This window comes from Streptomyces sp. NPDC051243 (genome assembly GCF_044455405.1).
Classification (GTDB): domain Bacteria; phylum Actinomycetota; class Actinomycetes; order Streptomycetales; family Streptomycetaceae; genus Streptomyces.
The window spans coordinates 375,517-396,350 of sequence record NZ_JBITES010000002.1 but is presented as its reverse complement, the minus strand read 5'-3'; the positions used below and the strand labels follow the sequence as shown (position 1 = coordinate 396,350).

Genomic DNA, 20,834 nt, shown 5'->3' with positions numbered 1-20,834 from the left:
TGTGTCGTTCCGTCGCGTCGGGGGGCAGACGGGGTGACCTGGCCGTTCACATTAAGGTGACGGCTTGTGAGGCCGGCCCGGCGGTCCACGGGGGAGTCGCCGGGCAGGCCTCACGTCAACGCACCGGAACGTCCAGGGGAGGCAGTCGACATGAGCGACACCACCGGCACCGAGAACATCCACGCGACCGACGCGGACGCGGGCGACGTCAGCACGGAGAACATCCACGCGACGAGTGAGCCCGCCAAGAAGAACCCGCTCAAGGCGGACGACGGCACCGAGGCCGGCACGGAGAACATCCACGCCACCAACGAGCCCGCCTGACCCCAGAACCTTCTTCCCACACGGGGATCGGCCGCGGCGGCGCGGAGGGGGAGCCGCCGCGGCCGAGGCGTGTCCGGTGCAAGCCGCCGTGGCCGAGGTGCGTCCGGTGCAAGCCGCCGTGGCCGAGGTGCGTCCGGTGCAAGCCGCCGTGGCCGAGGCGTGTCCGGTGCAAGCCGCCGCGGCCGAAGTGTGTCCGGCGGAAGCCTCCGCGACCGAGGTGTATCCGCTGGAAGCCTCCGCGACCGAGGTGTATCCGGCGGATGCCGCCGCGGCCGAAGTGTGTCCGGCGGAAGCCTCCGCGACCGAGGTGTATCCGCTGGAAGCCTCCGCGGCCGAGGTGTATCCGGCGGATGCCGCCGCGGCCGAAGTGTGTCCGGCGGAAGCCTCCGCGACCGAGGTGTATCCGCTGGAAGCCGCCGCGGCCGAGGTGTATCCGGCGGAAGCCGCCGCGACCGAAGTGTGTCCCGCAGAGCCGCCGCGACCGAGGTGTACCCGCTGGAAGCCGCGCGACCGAAGTGGTCCGGCGGTGCGCGGCGCGCAAGGCCGCGTCCGTGCACCCTCCGCGCTCCGTTCCCCCTCCCGACACCCACCCGTCGCACCTGGGCGCCAGTCTCGGGTGCCATGGCATTCGACCAGAGCGCGACGGCGGGTCCCGGGCAGCCGTCGGCGATCGTCCAGACGGTCCGGTTCGTGCCGCTCGGTGCGATGGCCGTCGTACTGCTCGACTCCGCCACCGACTTCTTCCCCGACGACCCGGTCGAGTCGGTCGTGGGCGTCGTCACGCCGACCCGGCTCGCCCTGTTCCTCGGGCTGCTGGCGCTGGTGGTTCCCGTGCGGGGACGGGCGCGGGCACGGCTCAGGGACTTCCGTACGCGGCTCGACCTGCCCGTCGGCCTGCTGGTCGCCGCGTCGGCCGCCGCGACCTACGCCGGCGGACATCCCACCGCGCCGCTGCGCGGCCTGCTGACCGTCATCGCCTGCTACTACCTGGTCGTCGGCGTACGCCGCACGCAGCCCGAGTCGTGGCGGGCGGTCGGCATCCTCGCGCTGACCGGCGTCGCGGTGGCCGCCACCAGCGCCTTCTCCCAGGTCACCAATGAGACGCCGACCGGCTTCTGCCGCACCGGACTCCTCACCGACGTGGCCTGCGACGCGGGCGGCGACGGCATCCTCATCCGCGCCACCGGTACCTTCGCCAACCCGAACCTGCTGGCCGCCTTCCTGGTCCTGCTGCTGCCGTTCGCGCTGCTGGCCACGGTCTGCGTCGACGAGCGCACGGCACGCACGTCGGTCATCGTGCTCGTGGTCATCGGCTACGGGGCACTGCTGACCACCTTCTCGCGCGCCGGGTACGTCGCCGCGGCGGCCGGCCTCCTCGTCCTGGCCGGCGCCTACTGGCTGGCGCCCCGCCTCGCCGACCGCGCACAGCGCCGGCTGTTCATCACCCTGGGCACGCCGGCCCTGCTCGCCGCGACCGGCGTCATCTGGGCGGTGTCCCGGGCCGGAGACTCACTGGGCGTACGCGGACAGGCCTGGGAGGCCGCCCTGGGCCTGGCCGCCGACAACCCGCTCGGCGTCGGCCTCGGCCGCTCCGGCGCCGTCATATCCGCCGCCGCACCCGGCGACCGGGTCTTCGTCCACGCCCACAACCTCTGGCTCAACTGGCTGGTGGAGGCGGGCCCGCTCGCCCTCCTCGCCGTCACCGCCGTCGCAGTGATCGCCTGGTCCTCGGCGGCCCGCGCCGCCCGCGCGAAGTCGGCCATCGGAACGGTCGGACTCGCGTCCCTGACCGGCTTCTTCCTGGCGAGCATGCTGGACCACCCGGCCAACCTGGATCGCGTCGACATGCTGTTCTGGTGCGTCCTCGCGGTCGTCATGGCCGAGGCACCCGCCGGATGGCGCCCCCGCCCGGACCCCGCACCGGCCCCCGTCCCCACCCAGCTCAGGCGCCCACGCCACGGGGCACAGCGCGTGGGCGCGCCGATGTGACCGGGGACCTTGCCGGCACGGCCGTCACCCCGCCGACGCCGAACGGCCCGAAGCCCGGCTCCGCAACGCCCCCTTGACCACCTTCCCGCTCGCGTTCCGCGGCAGCTCCGCGACGAACTCCACCACCCGCGGCACCTTGTAGTTGGCCATTTCCCGCCGCGCCCAGGCGATCAGGTCGTCCCCGGTCAGCACAGCCCCCGCCCGCCGCACCACATACGCCTTCCCGACCTCCCCGAGCCGCGCGTCCGGTACGCCGATCACCGCGACGTCGGCCACGTCGGGATGCAGCCCGAGCACCTGCTCTATCTCCGCCGGGTACGCGTTGAAGCCGCCGACGATGAACATGTCCTTGATGCGGTCGGTGATCCGCAGGCAGCCGCCCTCGTCCAGCACCCCCACGTCCCCCGTCCGCAGCCAGCCGTCCTCCGTAAGGACCTCGGCCGTCGCCACCTCGTCCTCGTAGTAGCCCCGCATGACGTTGAAGCCGCGCACCAGGACCTCGCCGGGCTCGCCGAGCGGCGCCTCGACCCGCACCTCGGTCCCCGGTATCGCCCGCCCGGACGTCGACGCGATCACCGACGGGTCGTCGCCGCGCCGGCACATCGTCACGATGCCGCTGGCCTCGGACAGCCCGTACGCCGTGAGGACCGTATCCACGCCCAGTTCCCCGCGCAGACGTTCCACCAGCCGCAACGGCACGACCGCCGCGCCGGTCACCACGAGCCGCAGCGCGGAGAGGTCATGGGTGTCCCTCGCCGGGTGGTCCAGCAGCGACTGGTGCAGGGTGGGCGGGCCAGGCAGCACCGACACCCGTTCCGCCGCCACGTTCGCCAACACGGTCTCCACGTTGAACACCGGCTGCGGGATCATCGTCGCCCCCCGCATCAGACAGGCGATCACCCCGGCCTTGTAACCGAAGGTGTGGAAGAAGGGGTTCACGATCAGGTAGCGGTCGCCCTGCCGAAGTCCCGCCAGGTCACTCCACACCTCGTATGCCCGCAGGGTCTGCGCATGCGTGATCACCGCGCCCTTCGGGCGGCCCGTGGTGCCGGACGTGTAGACGATGTCCGACGGCCACGAACCGACGACCGCCCCCGCACGCGCCCGCACCTCGGCCTCCCCCACTCCCTCCCCGCTCGCCAGGAAGTCCTTCCAGGTGCGGAAGTCCGCCGGGGCGTCGTCCGACAGCACCACCACCTGCTCCAGCTCCGGCAGCCCCGGCCCCTCCGCGACCGCCCGCCGCAACGACGCCACATACGACGTCCCCAGGAACGTGCCGGTCACGAACAGCAGCCGCGCCCCGCTGCGGCGCAGTACGTCGACCGCCTCCCCGCCTTTGAAGCGGGTGTTCAGGGGGACCAGTACCGCCCCGGCCGACACCGCGCCGAGCGCCGCCACGATCCAGTCGAGCGTGTTCGGCGCCCAGATGGCGACCCGGTCGCCCGGCTCGATCCCGTTGGCCACGCACGCCGCCGCCGACCGTTCGACGCGGGCGCCCAGTTCGGCGTACGAGATCCTGGTGCGGCCCTCGACCACCGCCTCGGCGTCCGCGTACCGCTCGGCCGCGGTGCGGACGAGTTCCGGAATGCTGCCCCACTCCAAGTCACCGCGCACGGCACGCCTCCCAACACCGGAGCTGACTACCCGTCAGATTAGCTGTACGCTGACGGCCTGTCAGCAGCCCTTCAGCAGCGTGGAGGTGTGCGCATGGCCGGAATCAAGGACGCCACCGCGATCGTCGGCATCGGTCAGACCCCCTTCGCCAGACACCTCCCCGAGGACGAGAAGACCCTCGCCTGCCGTGCCGTCCTCGCCGCCCTCGACGACGCCGGGATCGCCCCCTCGGAGGTCGACGCCCTCGCCTCCTACACCATGGAGGAGACCGACGAGGTGGAGCTGGCGAAGGCCGTCGGCCTCGGCGACCTCACCTTCTTCAGCAAGGTCGGCTACGGCGGCGGCGGCTCCTGCGCCACCGTCGCCCACCTCGCCGCGGCGATAGCGAGCGGCCAGGCCACCGTCGGTGTCGCCTGGCGGTCCCGGAAGCGGGGGTCCGGCCCCCGCCCCTGGACCAACACCGCCGTCCAACTCCCCACCCCGGCCCAGTGGACCCGCCCCTTCGGGCTGCTCCGGCCCGCCGACGAGATCGCCATGCTCACCCGCCGCTACATGCACGAGTACGGCGCCACCCGGGACCACCTCTTCAACGTCGCCCTCGCCTGCCGGAACCGGGCCAACCAGAACCCCGCCGCGGTGATGTACGAACGGCCCCTGACCCGCGAGATGTACATGTCGTCCCGGTGGATCAGCGAGCCCCTCTGCCTCTTCGACAACTGCCTGGAGACCGACGGGGCGTTGGCCTGCGTGATCGTCAGCCGCGAACGCGCCCGCGACTGCCGCCACACCCCCGTCTACGTCCACTCCGCCGCCCAGGGCCTGCCCGCCCAGCACCACGGCATGGTCAACTACTGGAACGACGACCCGCTCACCGGACCCGCCTGGACCGCCGCCCGGCACCTGTGGAAGCACGCCGACCTCACTCCCCAGGATGTGGACGTCGCCCAGATCTACGACGCGTTCACGGCACTCATACCGCTCTCGCTGGAGGGATACGGCTTCTGCGGGAGGGGCGAGGGCGGCGCGTTCACCGAGCAGGGAGCCCTGGAGATCGGCGGGCGGCTGCCGCTCAACACCAGCGGCGGCGGGCTCAGCGAGGCCTACGTCCACGGCTTCAACCTCATCAACGAGGGCGTCCGACAGCTCCGCGGCACCAGCACCGCCCAGGTCCCGGGCGCCGCCACCTGTCTCGTCACCGCCGGTGAAGGCGTCCCCACCTCCGCGCTGCTCCTGAGGAGTTGATCCACGGATGCTCTCCCCCGTCACCGACCCCGACGGCGCCCCCTTCTGGCAGTACGCCGCCCAGGGCGAACTCCGCGTCCAGACCTGCGCCGACTGCGGCGAACCCCGCTTCCCGCCCCGCCCTTGCTGCCCGCACTGCCAGTCCTTCGCGAGCGAGTGGCGCAAGACCTCGGGGCAGGGCCGTATCTGGTCGTACGTCGTCCCCCACCCGCCCCTCCTGCCCGACTACGCGGACCAGGCGCCGTACAACGTCGTGGTCGTCGAACTCGCCGACGCGCCCCGCATACGGCTCGTCGGCAACCTCCTGACCGGCCCGGACGCGCCCCTCAACTCCCTTCCCCCGGACCGGATCCGCATCGGGGCCAAGGTGCAGGCCGTCTTCAGTCGCACCGGTCTCCCGCAGTGGGTCCTGGAGCGCCCATGAGCCTTCGCCTCACGGCCGACAAGGACAGCGGCGTCGCCGTCGTCACCCTCGACCGGCCCGACCGCCTCAACGCCATCGACCTCGCCCTGCGGGACGAACTCGTCGCGGTGTGGCGGGAGTTGCGGTTCGACGACGCCGTACGGGCCGTCGTCCTCACCGGCGCCGGGGAGCGGGCCTTCTGCACGGGGCTGGACCGGGACGCCGTCGTGCCGCAGCCCAGCTCGCCGTACATGATGGACGACCCGCTGCTCCGGGTCGGTCCGAAGTCCAACGACCTGTGGAAGCCGGTGGTCGCCGCCGTGCGGGGCATGGCCTGCGGGGGCGCCTTCTATCTCCTCGGCGAGGCGGACTTCGTCGTCGCCGACCCGACGGCGACCTTCTTCGACCCGCACACCGCTTACGGCATGGTCAGCGCCTACGAGTCGATGCTCATGGCCCTGCGCATGCCGTACGGGGAGGCCGCGCGGATGGCGCTCATGGGGAACGCGGAGCGGCTGTCGGCGCGGCGGGCGCACGAGATCGGGCTGGTCTCGGAAGTCACCGAGCCCGGCGGGGCGTTGGACGCTGCTGTCGGCTGTGCCGCCGTCATCGCCGGGTATCCGACGGAGGGGGTGCAGGGGACGGTGCGGGCCCTGTGGGCGGTCAGGGAGGCCGCCCTCGCCCAGGCGTTCGCGCAGGCCCCGCACCTGATCGCGCTCGGCAACCTGCCCGCCGACCGCCAGGCGGAGCTGTTCGCGGCTCGGCGAGCGGGTGGGTACCGGGTTCGGTGAGCGCCCGTCAGTGGGTGGCCGGGGCCTCGGGTTCGGCCCGGCAGTGGTCGATCTTCGCCACGAGGTCCGGGCTGGGGAGGTCCACCTCGACCCGCTCCATCTCGTTGCCGCCGACGAACACGTCCTTGGTGGCCTGCTCAACCCGGCGGTTCCCGGCGTCGAGGAAGTCCACCGTCACGGTGAAGAACTCGCTGCCGGGGTTCGGGTTGGTGACCGTGACGGTCGCGTAGGGCCGGCGCACGCTGGTGCAGGTGACCAGTTCCACGGTGGCGTCCTGGGCGGAAGCCGTCGGCGTCGGCGAGTAGTCGCCGCTGCCGCCACCGCTGGTGCCGGTGTCGTCGTCATCGTCGTCGTAGTCGTGGTACGTCGCACCCGACCCGCCGCCGGAGGACGTGCTGTCGTGGTCCTGGCTGGAGCTGCTGCACCCGCCGCCCCCGCCGCCGCTGCTGTCGCCGTCGGATCCGCCATGGCCGCGCCCCTTGGAGGAGAAGCCCGTCAGCGCCATGACGACCAGAACCGATACCGCCGTGAGTTTGAGAAGGTGCCCCCGTCGCTGCATGGCGACGACTCTAGCGACCGACTGTCACGGCCATGTCACCGCGTGGCGACCTCCGCGTACTGGGCGTAGCGTCTGCTGTGGCAGCGGTGACAGAACCGCTCCCCCACAGCGACGGCCGCCGTCCGGCCCCCCTTCCGTGCACCGCACGACGGCCGTCCCAGGGGCACTTACGAGCAGGCGGTTCGCACAGCGCCCCGACAGGGGCGCGGGGCTGTAGCGATATGCGGCTCCGCCGCGCGGGCGCGATCAACCACGACGGACCCGCAGCCGCCCGACGACATACCGCGGCACCCCACTAGGCACCCCCTGGGCACCCCACTACGCACTCACGCGGTCCGAGCCGTCCCCGTCCCCTTCTCCGCGTCCAGCGCGTACACGCACCGGTCCTTGCTGCACGCGTACACAACCCCGTCCTTCACCACCGGCGACCCGGTGATCTCGCCCCCGGTCGCCAGCTTCCAGCGCAGACGGCCGTCGTCGGCCTTCAGGGTGTACAGCAGATGGTCGGTGGAGCCGAAGTGGATACGGCCCTCGGCCACCGCCGGGGCGCCCACGATGTCCCCGCCCGCCTGGAACCGCCACTTCGGCGTCCCGGTGACCGCGTCCAGGGTGTACAGCCCCTTGCCGCTGCCCACGTGCACATGACCGGCAGCCACCAGCACCGGCTCGATCGAGGACCGGGACTCCGTGGCGATGCGCCAGCGGTCGCGGCCGTCGGCGGCGTCCAGGGCGTAGACCGTGCCGAGGTAGTCGGCGAGGTACACGCCGCCGCCGGTCACCGCCGGGCCCGGCACGAAGGCCGGCGGGCACAGGAAGACCGCCGGGGCCTCGAAGTGCCAGCGGACGCGGCCGCTGGCCACCTCCAGCGACAGCACCCGCGTCCCGGCCGAGACGTACACGCAGCCGTCCGGCGCCTGCGCCACCCGCACCGGGACGCCGCCGCAGGAGGCCGCGTCACCGATCGGGTACGACCAGCGCTCGTCCCCGGTGCGGGCGTCCAGGGCGCGCAGGCGGGCGTCCTGCCAGACGTACACCGTGCCGTCGTACAGCGCGGGCCCCGCCTCCGGGGACTCGAAGTCGGACTGTGCCCCGGTGATCTCCCACAGCTTCTGGCCGTTCGAGGCATCCCAGGCCTGGACGCCGCCGCCCCGGGTGCCGGTGACGACGGTGCCCCGCTCGGCCTTGAGCGAGTAGACCCAGGCGTCCGTCTGCAGGCGCCAGAGGTCCGCTCCCTCCCTGCTGTCCAGGGCGAACAGGGTCGGGCCGTCGGAGGCGTGGATACGGCCGTCCGCGACCGCCATCGACCAGGCCACGTCCCGCGTCTTGAAGCGGCGCCGGCCGGTGGCCACGTCCAGGGCGTGCACCTCGAAGGAGGTGACGTAGACGAGGTCGCCGGCGACGGAGGGGGTGCCCCAGACGTCGTTCGACATGCGGAAACGCCAGGGGCGCCAGCCGGCCGCCGGCTCCGGGGGGGCCGGCGGGGCGGCCGGTACGGCGGGGCCCACGGCGGCGTCCGTGCCGTTGACGCCGGGTCGGGGCTTGGACCAGGAGGCGACGAGGCCGGCCTGCGGCGGGGGCGCCTGCATGGCGGCGGCGCGGGTGTCGGCGACGCGGGGTCCGGGGCCGATCGGGACGGCGGCGCCGGCCAGCCGTACGGGGCCGGTGTCGGGGGCGCCGACCGGGACGGGCGGGGGCTGCGGGCCGGGCACGACCGGGTCGTGGGAGGGCGGGGGCGGGACGGGCGCCGGAGCGGGTGCGGGGGCGTTGCGGCCGCCGCTGCGACCCGAGGACGACGAGGGCTTCGTCGCCGGGCGGCCGCCGCGCCGGGCCTCGATCAGGCTCACGGCCCGCTCGGGCAGCCACGCCGACGCCGTACCGCTGTCGTCGGAGCCGGAGCCGAAGAGGTGCGGGGCCAGCTGGGCCTGGAGGTCCGCGGGGTTCGGGCGGGCCGTCGGGTCCATCTGCATACAGGACTCGATCAGCGGGCGCAGCTCGTTCGGGAGGCCTTCCAGGTCCGGGCCCTCGCGCAGCAGCATGAAGACCGTCTCGACCGGGTTGGCGCCGTGGAAGGGCGGGTGCCCGGTGGCGGCGAACACCAGCATCGAGCCGAGCGAGAAGACGTCACTGGCGCCGGTGACGCTGCGGGAGTCCTTCGCCTGCTCCGGGGACATGTAGGCGGGGGTGCCGACGGCGACGTTGGTCATGGTCAGCCGCGTGTTCGAGACGCCGGAGGCGATGCCGAAGTCGATCACCCGGGGGCCGTCCTCGACGACGAGGACGTTGGAGGGCTTGAGGTCGCGGTGGACGAGACCGGCGCCGTGAATGGACTGGAGCGCCTCCGCGACCCCCGCCGCCAGCCAGCGCACCGCCTGGGCCGGGAGCGGCCCGCACTCGTTCACTATCTCCTCGAGGGAGGGCGCGGGGACGTACGCGGTGGCCAGCCACGGCACGGCCGCGCGCGGGTCGGCGTCGACGACGGCCGCCGTGTAGAAGCCGGAGACCGCGCGGGCCGCCTCCACCTCGCGCGTGAAGCGGACACGGAACAGCTGGTCCTCGGCCAGCTCGGTCCGGACCGTCTTGATCGCCACGCGCCGGCCCGAAGCCGAGCGCGCCAGATAGACCAGCCCCATGCCGCCGGCGCCCAGCCGTCCGAGCACCTCGAACGGCCCGATCCTGCGCGGATCGTGCTGAGTCAGCTGATCCACCACTCTGCCTGCCACCTCCCCGTACGGGCCCCGTCCACCCACATATGTACGCGACCCCGTGCAGCGTCTCACCACCGCACCGCCTTGGCGGCACGCACCCCGATTCTTCCTGTCCGAGGGCGTGGTTGCGAACCCGAGGGCGGAACGGGGTGTCTCGGGACAAAACCACACGCCGGCACCTCGCGGAAAGCGCCGGTTCGTATGTTGGGACGCCAGAGGTAAGAGTGAGGTCAGTCTTCCGGGGCCGCCGGGCGGCGTTCCACGCGTTCCAGCCGTTCCAGAACCGCGAAGGAAGCCCCTTGATCGTCGGTGACGACCGCGACCTTCCCGTACGACGTTTCGAAGGGCGGCACCTGGACCCGCCCGCCGAGCCGGTTCACCGTGCCGAGGACCTCTTCACAGTCCGCCACCTGGAAGTGGACGACGAAGTGGGGCGGCATCACCGCCGGGAAGACCTCCGCGACGGCCGCGCGCCCGAAGTCCGGCTCCGCGTCCGGCCCGAACAGGGCGTCGGCGAAGAGCCCGCCGTAGAAGGCGTTGGCGACCTCGGTGTCCCGGGCGTACAGCTCGGCCCAGCCGAAGGTGCCGGGCTCGTGCCGCTTGCCGAACCCGGGGTGGCTGCCCGCCTGCCAGAGCGCGAACACGGCGCCCTCGGGGTCGGTGACCAGGGCGGCGCTGCCCAGCCCCGCCCCGACTGGCACGGGCGGGATGACCACCTGACCGCCCGCCGCGCGGATCCGCTGCCCCAGCGCCCGGGCGTCCGGGGTGGCGAAGTACACCGTCCACACACTGGGCAGCCGCCCGTCCGCCTTGCGTGCGAGCGCGGCGACCCGCTCGCCGTCCTTCAGCGCCCACACGGTGGAGTCGTAGGCCTCCTCGAAGTCCCACCCGAAGAGCTCACCGTAGAACCGCTTGCCCGCCTCGACATCGGGAAGCTGCGCGTCCACCCAGCACGGGACCCCCTCCGCGTATCCCGTTCCGTTCGCGGATGCCCTGTTTTCGGCCATGTCGCCAAAGTAACGGCGTCTCACGCAGCCCGCAGACCAGGCACACCAGACTCCGCGTCCCCGTGCACCCCATTTGCAGTCGGCCGAATCGCGCCCCGATCACGCCTCGGTAAGCTGACGACATGACAGGACAAGTGCGTACCGTCGACGGCCGCGTGGCCGGCCGGCGTGGGCAGGCGACCCGGCAGAAGCTGCTCGACTGCCTCAGCGAGATGCTCAGCTCTTCCCCGTACCGGGACGTCAAAGTCATCGATGTCGCCCGGAAGGCGGGTACTTCACCCGCGACCTTCTATCAGTACTTCCCGGACGTCGAGGGCGCCGTCCTGGAGATCGCCGAGCAAATGGCCGCCGAGGGCGCCGGGTTGACCGAGCTCGTGGAGGGCCGCAGCTGGGTCGGCAAGGCCGGCTGGCAGACGGCGCAGGAACTCGTGGACGGGTTCCTGGAGTTCTGGCGCAAGAACGACGCGATCCTCAGGGTCGTCGACCTCGGCGCGTCCGAGGGCGACAAGCGCTTCTACAAGATCCGCATGAAGATCCTGAACTCCGTCAACAACTCCCTCGCGGAAGCGGTCACTCAGCTGCAGGCCAAGGGCAAGGTCGACAAGGACGTCAACCCGGCCGCGGTCGCGGGCTCGATCGTCGCGATGCTCGCGGCGGTGGCCTCGCACCAGAAGGGCTTCCAGACGTGGGGCGTCAAGCAGGCCGAACTCAAGCCGAACCTGGCGCTGTTGGTGCACCTGGGCGTGACCGGGAAGAAGCCGACGAAGTAGTTCTCCGGTTAAGCAAGTCCTGTCTGGCAGGCGGCGGCTCACCCGAGGTGGGCCGCCGCCTGCCGTGTTATGCGGGCAGCGGACGATCCTGTACGACGTGCTTCATCACCAGCGTCGAGGTGAGCCGCTGCACCCCCGGCAGCGTGGCCAGCCGCTCGTCGTACAGCCGCTGGAAGGCGGCGAGGTCGGCTGTGGCGACCCGCAGCAGGTAGTCGGGCTCGCCGAACAGCCGTTGCGCGTCCAGGACATGGGGGATGTCCGAGATGGCCCGCTCGAACCCGGCGACGGTGTCCCGGTCCTCCTGCCGCATGGAGACGAAGACCAGCGCCTCGAAGTTCAGCCCGACGGCGGCCGGGTCCACGACGGCCCGGTACCCGCTGATGGCGCCGGCCCGCTCCAGCTCCCGCAGCCGCCGGTGGCACGGCGAGACGCTGAGCCGCACCCGCGCGGCCAGCTCGGTCACGGTCAACCGCCCGTCCTGCTGGAGCTCGGCAAGAATCTTTCTGTCCACGTCATCCATGAGGCAAATCTTCCCTCACTACGGGCGATCACGGGCAAACTTCGACAACACTTTCGGGCCATTCCCGCCTAATGTCCCCACCATGGACTCCGGACTGCTCCTCTCCTTCCTCGCCATCGACCTGCTCCTCGTCTGCGTACCGGGCGCCGACTGGGCGTACGCGATCTCCGCCGGGCTGCGCGACCGCTCGCCGGTGACGGCCGTGGCCGGCCTGGTCACCGGGTACGCGCTGCACACGGTCCTCGCCGTGGCCGGTCTGGCGGTGCTGGTGGCGGGCGAGCCGGGGCTGCTGACCGCGTTGACGGCCGCCGGCGCCGCGTACCTGGTGTGGCTGGGGTGGGGGGTGCTGCGCCGGCCGGGCACGCCGGGCGCGGCCGAGGAGAGCGTGGCGGCGAGCCCGGCCCGCGCCTTTCTGCGGGGTGCCACGATCAGCGGACTCAACCCCAAGGGCCTGCTGCTCTACCTCTCCGTGCTGCCCCAGTTCCTGGTGACCAAGGGCGACCACCTGCCGGTCCCCGCCCAGACCGCCGTACTCGGCCTGCTCCACATGGCCTGCTGCGCCGCCGTCTATCTCACGGTGGGCCTCGCGGCCCGCGCGGTGCTCGGCGCCCGCCCGGCTGCGGCCCGGGCGGTCGCGCGCACGTCGGGCGCGGCGATGCTGGGGATCGGCGCGTTTCTGCTGGTGCAGCGCCTGGCGACGCTGTAAGGCCGGTCGGGCGGATCAGCCCGGCAGGGATTCCTTGCGGACGATCCGGAACAGCCGGATCTCCCGCTCCACCCGCGCCTGATACGTCGCGTACGGCGGCCAGAACGCGAGCGCCGTCTTCCATACGGCCGCCCGCTCCTCCCCCTCCAGCAGCCGGGCCGTGACGGGGATGTCCCGCCCCTTCCAGCTGACCTCGGCGTCGGGATGGGCGAGCAGGTTGTGGGTCCAGGCCGGGTGGCCGGCGCGGCCGAAGTTGGAGCCGACCAGGATCCAGGAGCGGCCGTCGTCCTCGGGCATGCAGGCGAGCGGCGTACGGCGGGGCAGTCCGCTGCGGGCCCCGGTGGAGGTCAGGATCACGCCGGGCAGCAGCTGTGCGCTGAGCAGCACCCTGCCCCGGGTGAGCCGGTGCACGGCACGGTCGAGCGCGGGGATGACATGCGGGGCGACCTTGGCGAAACCCCGCGTCGAGGACATCTTCTGCACCGCTCGTACGACCACGGGAACGCCGATCACACCGCCACCCCCTGGACGTCCGGTATCTCGAAGATCCGGGCGGTGTCGGCGGCGTACGCCCGCAGCCGGTGCACCGGCCCGAAGAGCAGCTCGTCGCCGGCCGCCCGTTTGAAGTACAGGTGAGCCTCGTGCTCCCAGGTGAAACCGATGCCGCCGTGGAACTGGATCCCTTCGGCGGACGCGGTCCGCAGCGCCTCCAGTGCCTGCGCGAGGGCCAGGCGCTCCGCGGGGGGTGCCGCGACATGCCGGTGGTCGGCCGCGGGTTCATCGTGGCTGGTCGCGCCCCGCGGCGGAGCCGCATGTTGATACAGCCTCGCGCCCCTAGGGGGCGTCGCAGCCCAGGCCGCGTAATACGCCGCCGATCTTGCCGCCTGCACCGCCACGTACACATCCGCCAGCCGGTGCTTCACCGCCTGGAAGGAGCCGATCGCCCGCCCGAACTGCTCCCGCTGCTTCACATACTCCACGGTCCGCTCCAGCGCCCGGTCGGCGGCACCCACGGCCTCGCAGGCGAGGACGGCGCCAGCCATGCTCCCCGCACGGGCGAGGGCACCCAGCACATCCGCATCCTCCTCACCCAGCAACTCGGCCTCCACGTCCCGGAGTTGGACCCGTCCCTGCGGCCGGGTGGCGTCCAGGGCGGTCTGCCGTACCCGTACGACCCCCGCCGCGTCCCCGGCCACCAGAAACAGCAGGGTCCGCGACCGGGCGAACCCTCCGGCGTGCGCGGCGACCACGACCAGCCCCGCGCTGTGCCCGTCCAGCACCTGGTCGACCTGCCCGTACAGCCGCCAGCCGCCCGCCACCCGCCGCGCCTGCACGCCCCCGGCGCGCCCGCCGCCGGCCCAGTCGCCGCCGTTGTCTCCGGTGAGCGCGAGGGCGGTGGCGAGCGCGGTCCCCGGGACGGCGAGGGTGGCGGTGAGCGCGCCGGAGGCGAGGCGGGGCAGCAGCTCGGCGCGCTGGGCGTCGGTGCCCAGTGCCGCGATCAGCGGTGCGGCGAGGACGGCGGTGGCGAGCAGCGGCGAGGGCGCCAGGACCCGGCCCGTCTCCTCACCCGCCAGGGCGAGCTCGGTGACCGAGCAGCCGACGCCGCCGTACGCCTCGGGAAGGGCGAGCCCGGGCAGGCCGAGCTGCTCGGCGAGGGCGGTCCACAGGGCGGGGTCGTGGCCGGCGGGAGTGTCCACGGCGGCGCGCAGCTCCCGGGGGCCGCAGCGGCTGTGCAGCAACTCGCGGAGGGTGCGGCGGATCTCGTCCTGTTCGGGGGTGAAGCTGGCGTCCATGGCTCTTCCCTCCGTATCTGACGGCCCGTCATATTAGGGGGGTCGCAGCGAGATGCACAGAGGTTGGAGGCCTCGCATGACTCCCGGAAGCCGGAAAGTCGCCGTCGTCGGAGTGGCCCTCGCCGACTGCGGCCGGGTGGACGACGCGACCCCGTACGCCCTGCACGCCCAGGCGGCCCGCCGTGCCCTGGCCGACGCGGGCCTGGACCGGACGGTGGTGGACGGCCTCGCGTCCGCCGGACTCGGCACCCTGGCCCCCGTCGAGGTGGCCGAGTACCTGGGCCTGCGCCCCACCTGGGTCGACTCCACCTCGGTCGGCGGCTCGACCTGGGAGGTCATGGCGGCGCACGCGGCGGACGCGATAGCGAGCGGGCACGCGAACGCGGTGCTGCTGGTGTACGGCTCGACGGCCCGCGCGGACATCAGGGCGGGCCGGCGCACGGGGAACCTGTCCTACGGCTCCCGGGGCCCTTCGCAGTTCGAGGTCCCCTACGGCCACACGCTCATCGCCAAGTACGCCATGGCCGCCCGCCGCCACATGATCGAACACGGCACGACCGTCGAGCAGTTGGCGCAGGTGGCGGTCCAGACGAGGGCGAACGCGGCCCTGAATCCCGAGGCCATGTTCCGCGACCCGATCACCGTGGACGACGTCCTGTCCGGCCCGATGATCGCGGACCCGTTCACCAAGCTGCACTGCTGCATCCGCTCCGACGGCGGCGCGGCGGTCCTGCTGGCCGCCGAGGAACTCGTACGGGACTGCCGTACGGCCCCCGTGTGGGTGCTCGGCGCCGGGGAGCACGTCTCGCACGCCGCCATGTCCGAGTGGCCCGACTTCACGACGGGCCCGGCGGCGGTGAGCGGACGGCTCGCCTTCGAGCGGGCCGGGGTGCGGCCGCAGGAGATCGACTTCGCGGAGATCTACGACGCGTTCACGTACATGACGCTGGTGACGCTGGAGGACCTGGGCTTCTGCGGCAAGGGCGAGGGCGGCGCGTTCGTGGAGAAGGGACGGCTGCTCGTGCGGGGCGGGGAGCTGCCGGTGAACACGGACGGCGGCGGGCTGTCGGCCCAACACCCCGGGATGCGGGGGCTGTTCCTGCTGGTCGAGGCGGTCCGGCAGCTACGGGGTGAGGGCGGGGAGCGCCAGGTGTGGGCGCGGGGGCGGGCCGGGGAGTTGCCGCGGCTGGGGGTGGCTTCCGGGACCGGCGGGTGGTTCTGCTCTTCGGGGACGGTGGTGCTGGGGCGGGGCTGAGCGAGCTACGGACAGGCCGTGGCCGCTTGGACAGGTCGCCTCACACCACCGCAACCGAGAAGGAATCAGATGATCCAACCCGTGTGCGGACGTGACGAGACAGCGGGTCGTCACCGGCGAACGCGTCAGCGAAGGTCGTGTCACGACATCATGGCCCGTGGTCCCTCACGACGGTGATCGGACGGGTGCTTCAACGACCCCGCCACGACCGGCATCGACGACGTCCATCGCGCCGCGGTCGGCGCGGAGGTCGTCGAGGTCAACGGCTGCCACCGCGGGGCTCCTTCTGCCGCTGAGATCAGCCAATCGGTCTCACCCTCACCATTGACCCCTCGGTACGCTTGTACGACTTATTGACGCTGCTTCAGATCGAGCGCACCACGGGGGAGTTCATGGGCGTCACACTGCCGAGTTATCTGGACGAGGCGCTGGACCTGATCGGCGTCAACTGGCCGAATGTGGATGAGGACGACTACCGCGAGATGGCGGACGCCATGCGGGAGTTCGCCGACGACATCGACAACGGTGCGGCCGACGCGCATGCGGCGGTCATGGACTTGATCGGGACCAACGAGGGCCCGGCAGTGCAGGCGTTGGAGCAGCACTGGGGGAAGGTCAAGGGCACGCATCTGGCCAACCTCGCCGAAGCGGGCCGTCTGGCAGCGACCGCGCTGGACGGTGTGGCAGTGCTGATCGAGGGGGCCAAGCTCGCCGCGATCACCCAACTTGGCATTCTGGCCGCGGAGATCGCGGCGGCGATTGCTGCCTCCACGGTCACCCTGGGGCTGTCGGCGCTCGGCGGCCTGGCGGCGACTCAGGCGACCCGGGTTGCAGTGAAACGCATCTTTCAGGAGGTGTGCGAGGAGGTCGCCTCCCGGGTGATCGAGGTCGCGATGGGCCCGGTCTACGAGGCCCTCGGCTCCATGGCCGGCGACCTTGTCGTCCAGCTCGGCGGCAACGCCCTCGGCGTGCAGAACGGTGTCGACCTTGGCCAGACCGCGCGGGCCGGCCGGGAAGGTCTGGCCGAGGGGGCGGACAGCGCCAAGTCGTCGATGAACCTGGCCAGCGCCGGTGGTTCCGGAGGCGGCGGTGGCGGTGGCGGTGGCGGTGGCCAGTTCAGCATGGATCTGGCGGCGTACGAGCGGGCTGGTACCAGTCTGGCGAGCGCAGGCGGCAGGATCCGTGACGGGGCAGGCGGGAAGATATCCCGCGCCCGGTCCGCTCATGGCCGTACCAGGGGCAGGGACGCGATCGCGGATGCCGCCAACGCCATGCTCGACCAGGTCATCGACGGCATCGAGAAGGGCGTGAAGACCTCCGCCAAGCACCTCGACGACAGCATGACCCGCGGGCTGAAGAAGATGGCCCGCAACCACGATGACAACGACCGCAGCCTCGCCGACGCCTTCGACGGCATCCGCAAGGGCGGCAACGGCACCTCGCAGTCACCGAACGCGGGGGCGCCCACCACACTGGCCTCCTCGCCGACAGGGAGGGGCGGGCGCGGCAACGGTTCGTCCACCCCGCTGCGGGACGGAGCGGACCGCGATGGACTCGGCGCGGCGCAGCCATCGGGAGGCCGTTGCAAGGGCGGCGATCCGATCGACCTGATCTCCGGCGAGATGATCCTGACCGAGACGGACGTGCGGCTGCCCGGTCTGCTGGAGCTGGTCATCGAGCGCACCCACGTCTCGTCCTACCGGTTCGGCGACTGGTTCGGCCGGTCCTGGGCCTCCACTCTCGACCAGCGGCTGGAGGCCGACGGCGACGGGGTGGTACTGGCCGCCGCTGACGGAATGCTGCTGGTCTACCCGGTGCCGCTCCCGGGCGAGCCGGTGCTGCCGAAGCACGGCCCCCGCTGGCCGCTGACCTGGGACGGCACACCGGACGGGGCAATCGAGGTGAGCGACCCGGCCACCGGGCAGACCCTCCACTTCGCCCCGACGACCGCACGCCACACCCCGGCCAGCGGTCGAGTGACTCTGCCGCTGTACGGGGTGTCCGACCGCAACGGCCACCGCGTCGAGATCGACCGGGCCGAGGACGGCACCCCCGTCGAGGTCTGGCACAGCAGCGGCTACCGGATCGCCGTCGACACCCACGACCGCCGGGTCAGCGCGCTACGGCTGCTGGACACTGAGGACGGCGGCCCCGACGGCACGGTCCTGCGGCGCTACGGGTATGACGTGCACGGCGATCTCGTGGAGGTCGCTGACGCCCTCGGCCACACCGCCCGCTTCACCTACGATGCGGCCGGCCGCATCATCGAGCGCACCGACCGCAACGGCGGCTGGTACCGCTGGGAATACGACAGCACGGACCGCTGCATACGCGGCACAGGCGCCGACGGCCTCCTGTCCTGCACCCTCGAGTACGACCCCGCAGGCCGGGTCAACCGGTACACCGACTCCCTCGGCCACACCACCACATACCGCTACGACGAGCACCGCCGGCTGACCGGTTGGACCGACGCCGAGGGCCACACCACCCACCGGGTGTGGGACGGCCCCGACCGCCTTGTCGCCGCCACCGACGCACTGGGCAACACCACGCGCTACGAATACGACGACGCCGGGAACACCACAGCCATCATCCGCCCCGACGGCCACGCCGACCGAGCTGTCTACAACAACCTGGGCCTGCCGGTCGAGGTCACCGAGGCCGACGGCGCGACCTGGCGTTACACCTACGACCAGCAGGGCAACCGGCTCTCGCGCACCGACCCGGTCGGCGCCACCACCCACTACACGTACGACGACCACGGCCGCCCGGCCACGGTCACCGACGCGCTCGGGCACACCCGCCGGATCGCCACCGACGCGGCGGGCCTGCCCCTGGCGCTGACCGACGCCCTCGGCCACACCACCACCGTCGAGCGTGACGCCTTCGGCCGCGTCCGCACCTACACCGACGCAGACGGCCGTACCGAACGCTTCGGCTGGACGCCAGAGGGCCGGCCCGCCTGGCGCGAGCTGCCCGGCGGTGCGCTGGAGACCTGGGAGTGGGACGGCGAGGGCAACCTCGTCACTGCAACCGACCGAGCCGGGAACACCTCCCACTTCACCTACACCCACTTCCGCCTCCCCACCTCCCGCACCACCCCCGACGGCACCCGGCACACCTTCACCCACGACACCGAACTCCGGCTCACCGGCGTCGAGGACCCGGCCGGACGCACCTGGCAATACGCGTATGACACAGCGGGCCGCCTGATCCGCGAAACGGACTTCACCGGCCGCACCCTGACCTACCGGCCCGACCCGACCGGCGCACTGGCCGCCCGCACAAACGGCGCCGGCGAGACCACGACCTATGTCCGCGACGTCCTCGGGCGCCCCGTCGAGGAGCACTCGGCCGACGGGATCAGCACCTTCACGTACGACCCCGCCGGCAGCCTGCTGCGCTCGGCCAACGCCACCACCACGGTGGTGCAGGAGTACGACGCCCTCGGCCGCAAGCTCTCCGAGAGCATCAACGGCCGCACCACCACCTGGACCTACGACGTTCTCGGCCGCCGCACCTCAAGGCGCACCCCGTCCGGCACGGTCTCCACCTGGACCTACGACGCCGCCGGCCACCCGATCGTCCTGGACACCGACGGCCACCGGCTCGACTTCACCTTCGACGCCACCGGCCGCGAAATCGCGCGCATTCTCGGCCCCGACCTCGCCCTCACCCACCACTGGGACCCGGTCGGCCGCCTCGGCGCCCAACGCCTCGCCCACGGCGACGAACTCCTCCAAGACCGCCAGTACACCTACCGCCCGGACGGCTTCCTCACCGAGATCCGCGACCTGACCGGCGGCAGCCGCCGCTTCGACCTCACCCCCGCCGGCCGGGTCACCGCCGTCCACGCCCACGGCTGGAGCGAGTCGTACGCCTACGACACCACCGGCAACCTCACCAACGCCGCCCTCCCCGGCCCCGCCGACGACCCCGTCCGCGAGTACACCGCAGGCCGCCTGCGCCGCGCGGGCCGCACCACCTACACCTACGACACCAACGGACGGCTGGTCCGCCGCGACACCCGGCTCCTCAACGGCCAGACCCGCACCCACACCTATACCTGGAACGGCGACGACCGGCTCACCGCCACCACGACCGCCGACGGCAGAAGGTGGGTCTACGAGTACGACGCGGCAGGCCGCCGAACCGCCAAACGCAGGCTCGACGCCCACGGCGGCATCGCCGAGGAAACCACCTTCACCTGGGACGGCACCCGGATCGCGGAACAGCTCACCAGCACCGGCACCGCCACCACCTGGGACTACCACTCCGGCACCCACCGCCCCCTCACCCAACTCGACCGCCGCCCCGGAACCGCCCCCCGCTTCCACGCCGTCGTCACCGACCTCTCCGGCACCCCAGCCGAACTCGTCGCCCCCGACGGCACCATCACCTGGCGCCTGCGCACCACCCTCTGGGGCATCCCCCTCCCCGACACCTCCGGCAGCGCGGACACCGACTGCCCGCTGCGCTTCCCCGGCCAGTACGCCGACACCGAGACCGGCTGGCACTACAACTACTTCCGGCACTACGACCCGGAAACCGCCCGCTACCTCACCCCGGACCCGCTCGGCCTGGCCGCCGCCCCCAACGACTACGCCTACGTCGACAACCCCTTCACCATCGCCGACCCGCTCGGCCTCATGCCCGCCATCCACGGGCCGAACGGCAGGTGGATGCGTGACCCCAACGCGCCGATCATCCAGCACAACCGGGACACCGAGTACCCCAGCAGCTACCGGCAGTCCACACACGACGCGATGGCCTCGCAATGGACCGTGGAAGGACAGCAGCAGGGCGGTGTCCCCGTCTACCCAGCCGGACACGCCAGCGCCGGCCAGCGCATCCCCCGGGACCAGCTGAACTGGTTCGACTCCAACGGCAACCCGGTCCCCAGCGGCCAACTGACCTACGAGCACCTCCACCCGGTCGTCGACCACTGGAACCAGACCGGCTACAACACCGACCGAGGCACCCGCAACGACTACTACAACGACACCAATAACCTGGTGCCCATGACCCGCAGCCAGAACTCCGCCGGCGGCGGACGCATGACCGCGACATACCGGCAGGACACCGGACCGAACTACTCCTGCTCCTGACCCCACAGGACACCAGCAGGAGCAGGGGACAGCACACTGAGAACAGGA

General features: G+C 72.2%; 16 protein-coding genes. 9 read left to right on the top strand and 7 right to left on the bottom strand.

What is annotated here, in order from left to right:
- Nucleotides 1–150 precede the first annotated feature (150 nt).
- Both ACIBAG_RS05675 and ACIBAG_RS05670 read left to right on the top strand, forming a co-directional pair.
- Nucleotides 151–324, top strand: coding sequence for a hypothetical protein (locus ACIBAG_RS05675; RefSeq protein ID WP_399101306.1), 174 nt, complete (start codon nucleotides 151–153; stop codon nucleotides 322–324).
- Nucleotides 325–945: 621 nt separating this feature from the next.
- Nucleotides 946–2,313 carry an O-antigen ligase family protein gene (locus ACIBAG_RS05670; protein WP_399101304.1) on the top strand — a complete coding sequence of 456 codons (1,368 nt, stop codon included), beginning with the start codon at nucleotides 946–948 and terminating at the stop codon, nucleotides 2,311–2,313.
- 24 nt (nucleotides 2,314–2,337) lie between these two features.
- Here the strand turns inward: ACIBAG_RS05670 and ACIBAG_RS05665 are convergent, their stop codons facing one another.
- The gene (locus tag ACIBAG_RS05665; protein ID WP_399101302.1) at nucleotides 2,338–3,927 is read right to left on the bottom strand and encodes a FadD3 family acyl-CoA ligase; all 1,590 of its coding nucleotides are present in this window, start codon (nucleotides 3,925–3,927) and stop codon (nucleotides 2,338–2,340) included.
- A 93-nt stretch (nucleotides 3,928–4,020) separates the two neighbouring features.
- On the opposite strand from ACIBAG_RS05665, the gene ACIBAG_RS05660 reads away from it, so the two are divergent.
- From ACIBAG_RS05660 to ACIBAG_RS05650, 3 genes are read left to right on the top strand one after another with little or no spacing between them, the layout of a single operon-like run.
- Entirely contained in the window at nucleotides 4,021–5,169 is a 1,149-nt protein-coding gene (locus ACIBAG_RS05660) for a lipid-transfer protein (protein WP_399101300.1), read from the top strand.
- Between the two features lie 7 nt (nucleotides 5,170–5,176).
- Nucleotides 5,177–5,593, top strand: coding sequence for a Zn-ribbon domain-containing OB-fold protein (locus tag ACIBAG_RS05655; protein WP_399101298.1), 417 nt, complete (start codon nucleotides 5,177–5,179; stop codon nucleotides 5,591–5,593).
- Nucleotides 5,590–6,363: an enoyl-CoA hydratase/isomerase family protein gene (locus tag ACIBAG_RS05650; protein WP_399101296.1), complete on the top strand. Its 774-nt coding sequence runs from the start codon at nucleotides 5,590–5,592 to the stop codon at nucleotides 6,361–6,363. Before ACIBAG_RS05655 ends, ACIBAG_RS05650 begins: the two co-directional genes overlap by 4 nt.
- Nucleotides 6,364–6,370: 7 nt before the next feature.
- On the opposite strand, the gene ACIBAG_RS05645 is transcribed toward ACIBAG_RS05650, so the two are convergent.
- From ACIBAG_RS05645 to ACIBAG_RS05635, 3 genes are all read right to left on the bottom strand, one after another.
- Nucleotides 6,371–6,922 (bottom strand): hypothetical protein, encoded by a 552-nt coding sequence (locus ACIBAG_RS05645; RefSeq protein WP_399101294.1) that lies wholly within the window; start codon nucleotides 6,920–6,922, stop codon nucleotides 6,371–6,373.
- A 326-nt stretch (nucleotides 6,923–7,248) separates the two neighbouring features.
- Nucleotides 7,249–9,630, bottom strand: coding sequence for a PQQ-binding-like beta-propeller repeat protein (locus tag ACIBAG_RS05640; protein WP_399101292.1), 2,382 nt, complete (start codon nucleotides 9,628–9,630; stop codon nucleotides 7,249–7,251).
- Between the two features lie 227 nt (nucleotides 9,631–9,857).
- Nucleotides 9,858–10,634: a VOC family protein gene (locus ACIBAG_RS05635; protein WP_399101290.1), complete on the bottom strand. Its 777-nt coding sequence runs from the start codon at nucleotides 10,632–10,634 to the stop codon at nucleotides 9,858–9,860.
- A 122-nt stretch (nucleotides 10,635–10,756) separates the two neighbouring features.
- On the opposite strand from ACIBAG_RS05635, the gene ACIBAG_RS05630 reads away from it, so the two are divergent.
- Nucleotides 10,757–11,404 (top strand): TetR family transcriptional regulator, encoded by a 648-nt coding sequence (locus ACIBAG_RS05630; RefSeq protein WP_399101288.1) that lies wholly within the window; start codon nucleotides 10,757–10,759, stop codon nucleotides 11,402–11,404.
- Nucleotides 11,405–11,471: 67 nt separating this feature from the next.
- On the opposite strand, the gene ACIBAG_RS05625 is transcribed toward ACIBAG_RS05630, so the two are convergent.
- Complete coding sequence (locus tag ACIBAG_RS05625) at nucleotides 11,472–11,924, bottom strand: Lrp/AsnC family transcriptional regulator (RefSeq protein WP_031478742.1); 453 nt, start codon at nucleotides 11,922–11,924, stop codon at nucleotides 11,472–11,474.
- 82 nt (nucleotides 11,925–12,006) lie between these two features.
- Here ACIBAG_RS05625 and ACIBAG_RS05620 point away from each other — a divergent pair, with 82 nt between their 5' ends.
- On the top strand, nucleotides 12,007–12,630 hold the full coding sequence (locus ACIBAG_RS05620; protein WP_399101286.1) for a LysE family translocator: 624 nt from the start codon (nucleotides 12,007–12,009) through the stop codon (nucleotides 12,628–12,630).
- Nucleotides 12,631–12,645: 15 nt separating this feature from the next.
- Here the strand turns inward: ACIBAG_RS05620 and ACIBAG_RS05615 are convergent, their stop codons facing one another.
- Nucleotides 12,646–13,104, bottom strand: coding sequence for a nitroreductase/quinone reductase family protein (locus ACIBAG_RS05615; RefSeq protein WP_399101951.1), 459 nt, complete (start codon nucleotides 13,102–13,104; stop codon nucleotides 12,646–12,648).
- 35 nt (nucleotides 13,105–13,139) lie between these two features.
- Complete coding sequence (locus ACIBAG_RS05610) at nucleotides 13,140–14,423, bottom strand: acyl-CoA dehydrogenase family protein (RefSeq protein ID WP_399101284.1); 1,284 nt, start codon at nucleotides 14,421–14,423, stop codon at nucleotides 13,140–13,142.
- 76 nt (nucleotides 14,424–14,499) lie between these two features.
- Here ACIBAG_RS05610 and ACIBAG_RS05605 point away from each other — a divergent pair, with 76 nt between their 5' ends.
- Nucleotides 14,500–15,678 carry a thiolase C-terminal domain-containing protein gene (locus tag ACIBAG_RS05605; RefSeq protein ID WP_399101282.1) on the top strand — a complete coding sequence of 393 codons (1,179 nt, stop codon included), beginning with the start codon at nucleotides 14,500–14,502 and terminating at the stop codon, nucleotides 15,676–15,678.
- 353 nt (nucleotides 15,679–16,031) lie between these two features.
- Entirely contained in the window at nucleotides 16,032–20,786 is a 4,755-nt protein-coding gene (locus tag ACIBAG_RS05600) for a DUF6531 domain-containing protein (RefSeq protein WP_399101280.1), read from the top strand.
- Nucleotides 20,787–20,834: the final 48 nt, after the last annotated feature.

Bases quoted from the DNA above. Each gene is read 5' to 3' on its own strand.
- ACIBAG_RS05635 (WP_399101290.1), bottom strand. From the start codon at position 10,634: ATGGCCGAAAACAGGGCATCCGCGAACGGAACGGGATACGCGGAGGGG.
- ACIBAG_RS05655 (WP_399101298.1), top strand. From the start codon at position 5,177: ATGCTCTCCCCCGTCACCGACCCCGACGGCGCCCCCTTCTGGCAGTAC.
- ACIBAG_RS05645 (WP_399101294.1), bottom strand. From the start codon at position 6,922: ATGCAGCGACGGGGGCACCTTCTCAAACTCACGGCGGTATCGGTTCTG.
- ACIBAG_RS05610 (WP_399101284.1), bottom strand. From the start codon at position 14,423: ATGGACGCCAGCTTCACCCCCGAACAGGACGAGATCCGCCGCACCCTC.
- ACIBAG_RS05650 (WP_399101296.1), top strand. From the start codon at position 5,590: ATGAGCCTTCGCCTCACGGCCGACAAGGACAGCGGCGTCGCCGTCGTC.
- ACIBAG_RS05670 (WP_399101304.1), top strand. From the start codon at position 946: ATGGCATTCGACCAGAGCGCGACGGCGGGTCCCGGGCAGCCGTCGGCG.
- ACIBAG_RS05625 (WP_031478742.1), bottom strand. From the start codon at position 11,924: ATGGATGACGTGGACAGAAAGATTCTTGCCGAGCTCCAGCAGGACGGG.
- ACIBAG_RS05675 (WP_399101306.1), top strand. From the start codon at position 151: ATGAGCGACACCACCGGCACCGAGAACATCCACGCGACCGACGCGGAC.
- ACIBAG_RS05620 (WP_399101286.1), top strand. From the start codon at position 12,007: ATGGACTCCGGACTGCTCCTCTCCTTCCTCGCCATCGACCTGCTCCTC.
- ACIBAG_RS05615 (WP_399101951.1), bottom strand. From the start codon at position 13,104: ATGTCCTCGACGCGGGGTTTCGCCAAGGTCGCCCCGCATGTCATCCCC.
- ACIBAG_RS05605 (WP_399101282.1), top strand. From the start codon at position 14,500: ATGACTCCCGGAAGCCGGAAAGTCGCCGTCGTCGGAGTGGCCCTCGCC.
- ACIBAG_RS05660 (WP_399101300.1), top strand. From the start codon at position 4,021: ATGGCCGGAATCAAGGACGCCACCGCGATCGTCGGCATCGGTCAGACC.
- ACIBAG_RS05630 (WP_399101288.1), top strand. From the start codon at position 10,757: ATGACAGGACAAGTGCGTACCGTCGACGGCCGCGTGGCCGGCCGGCGT.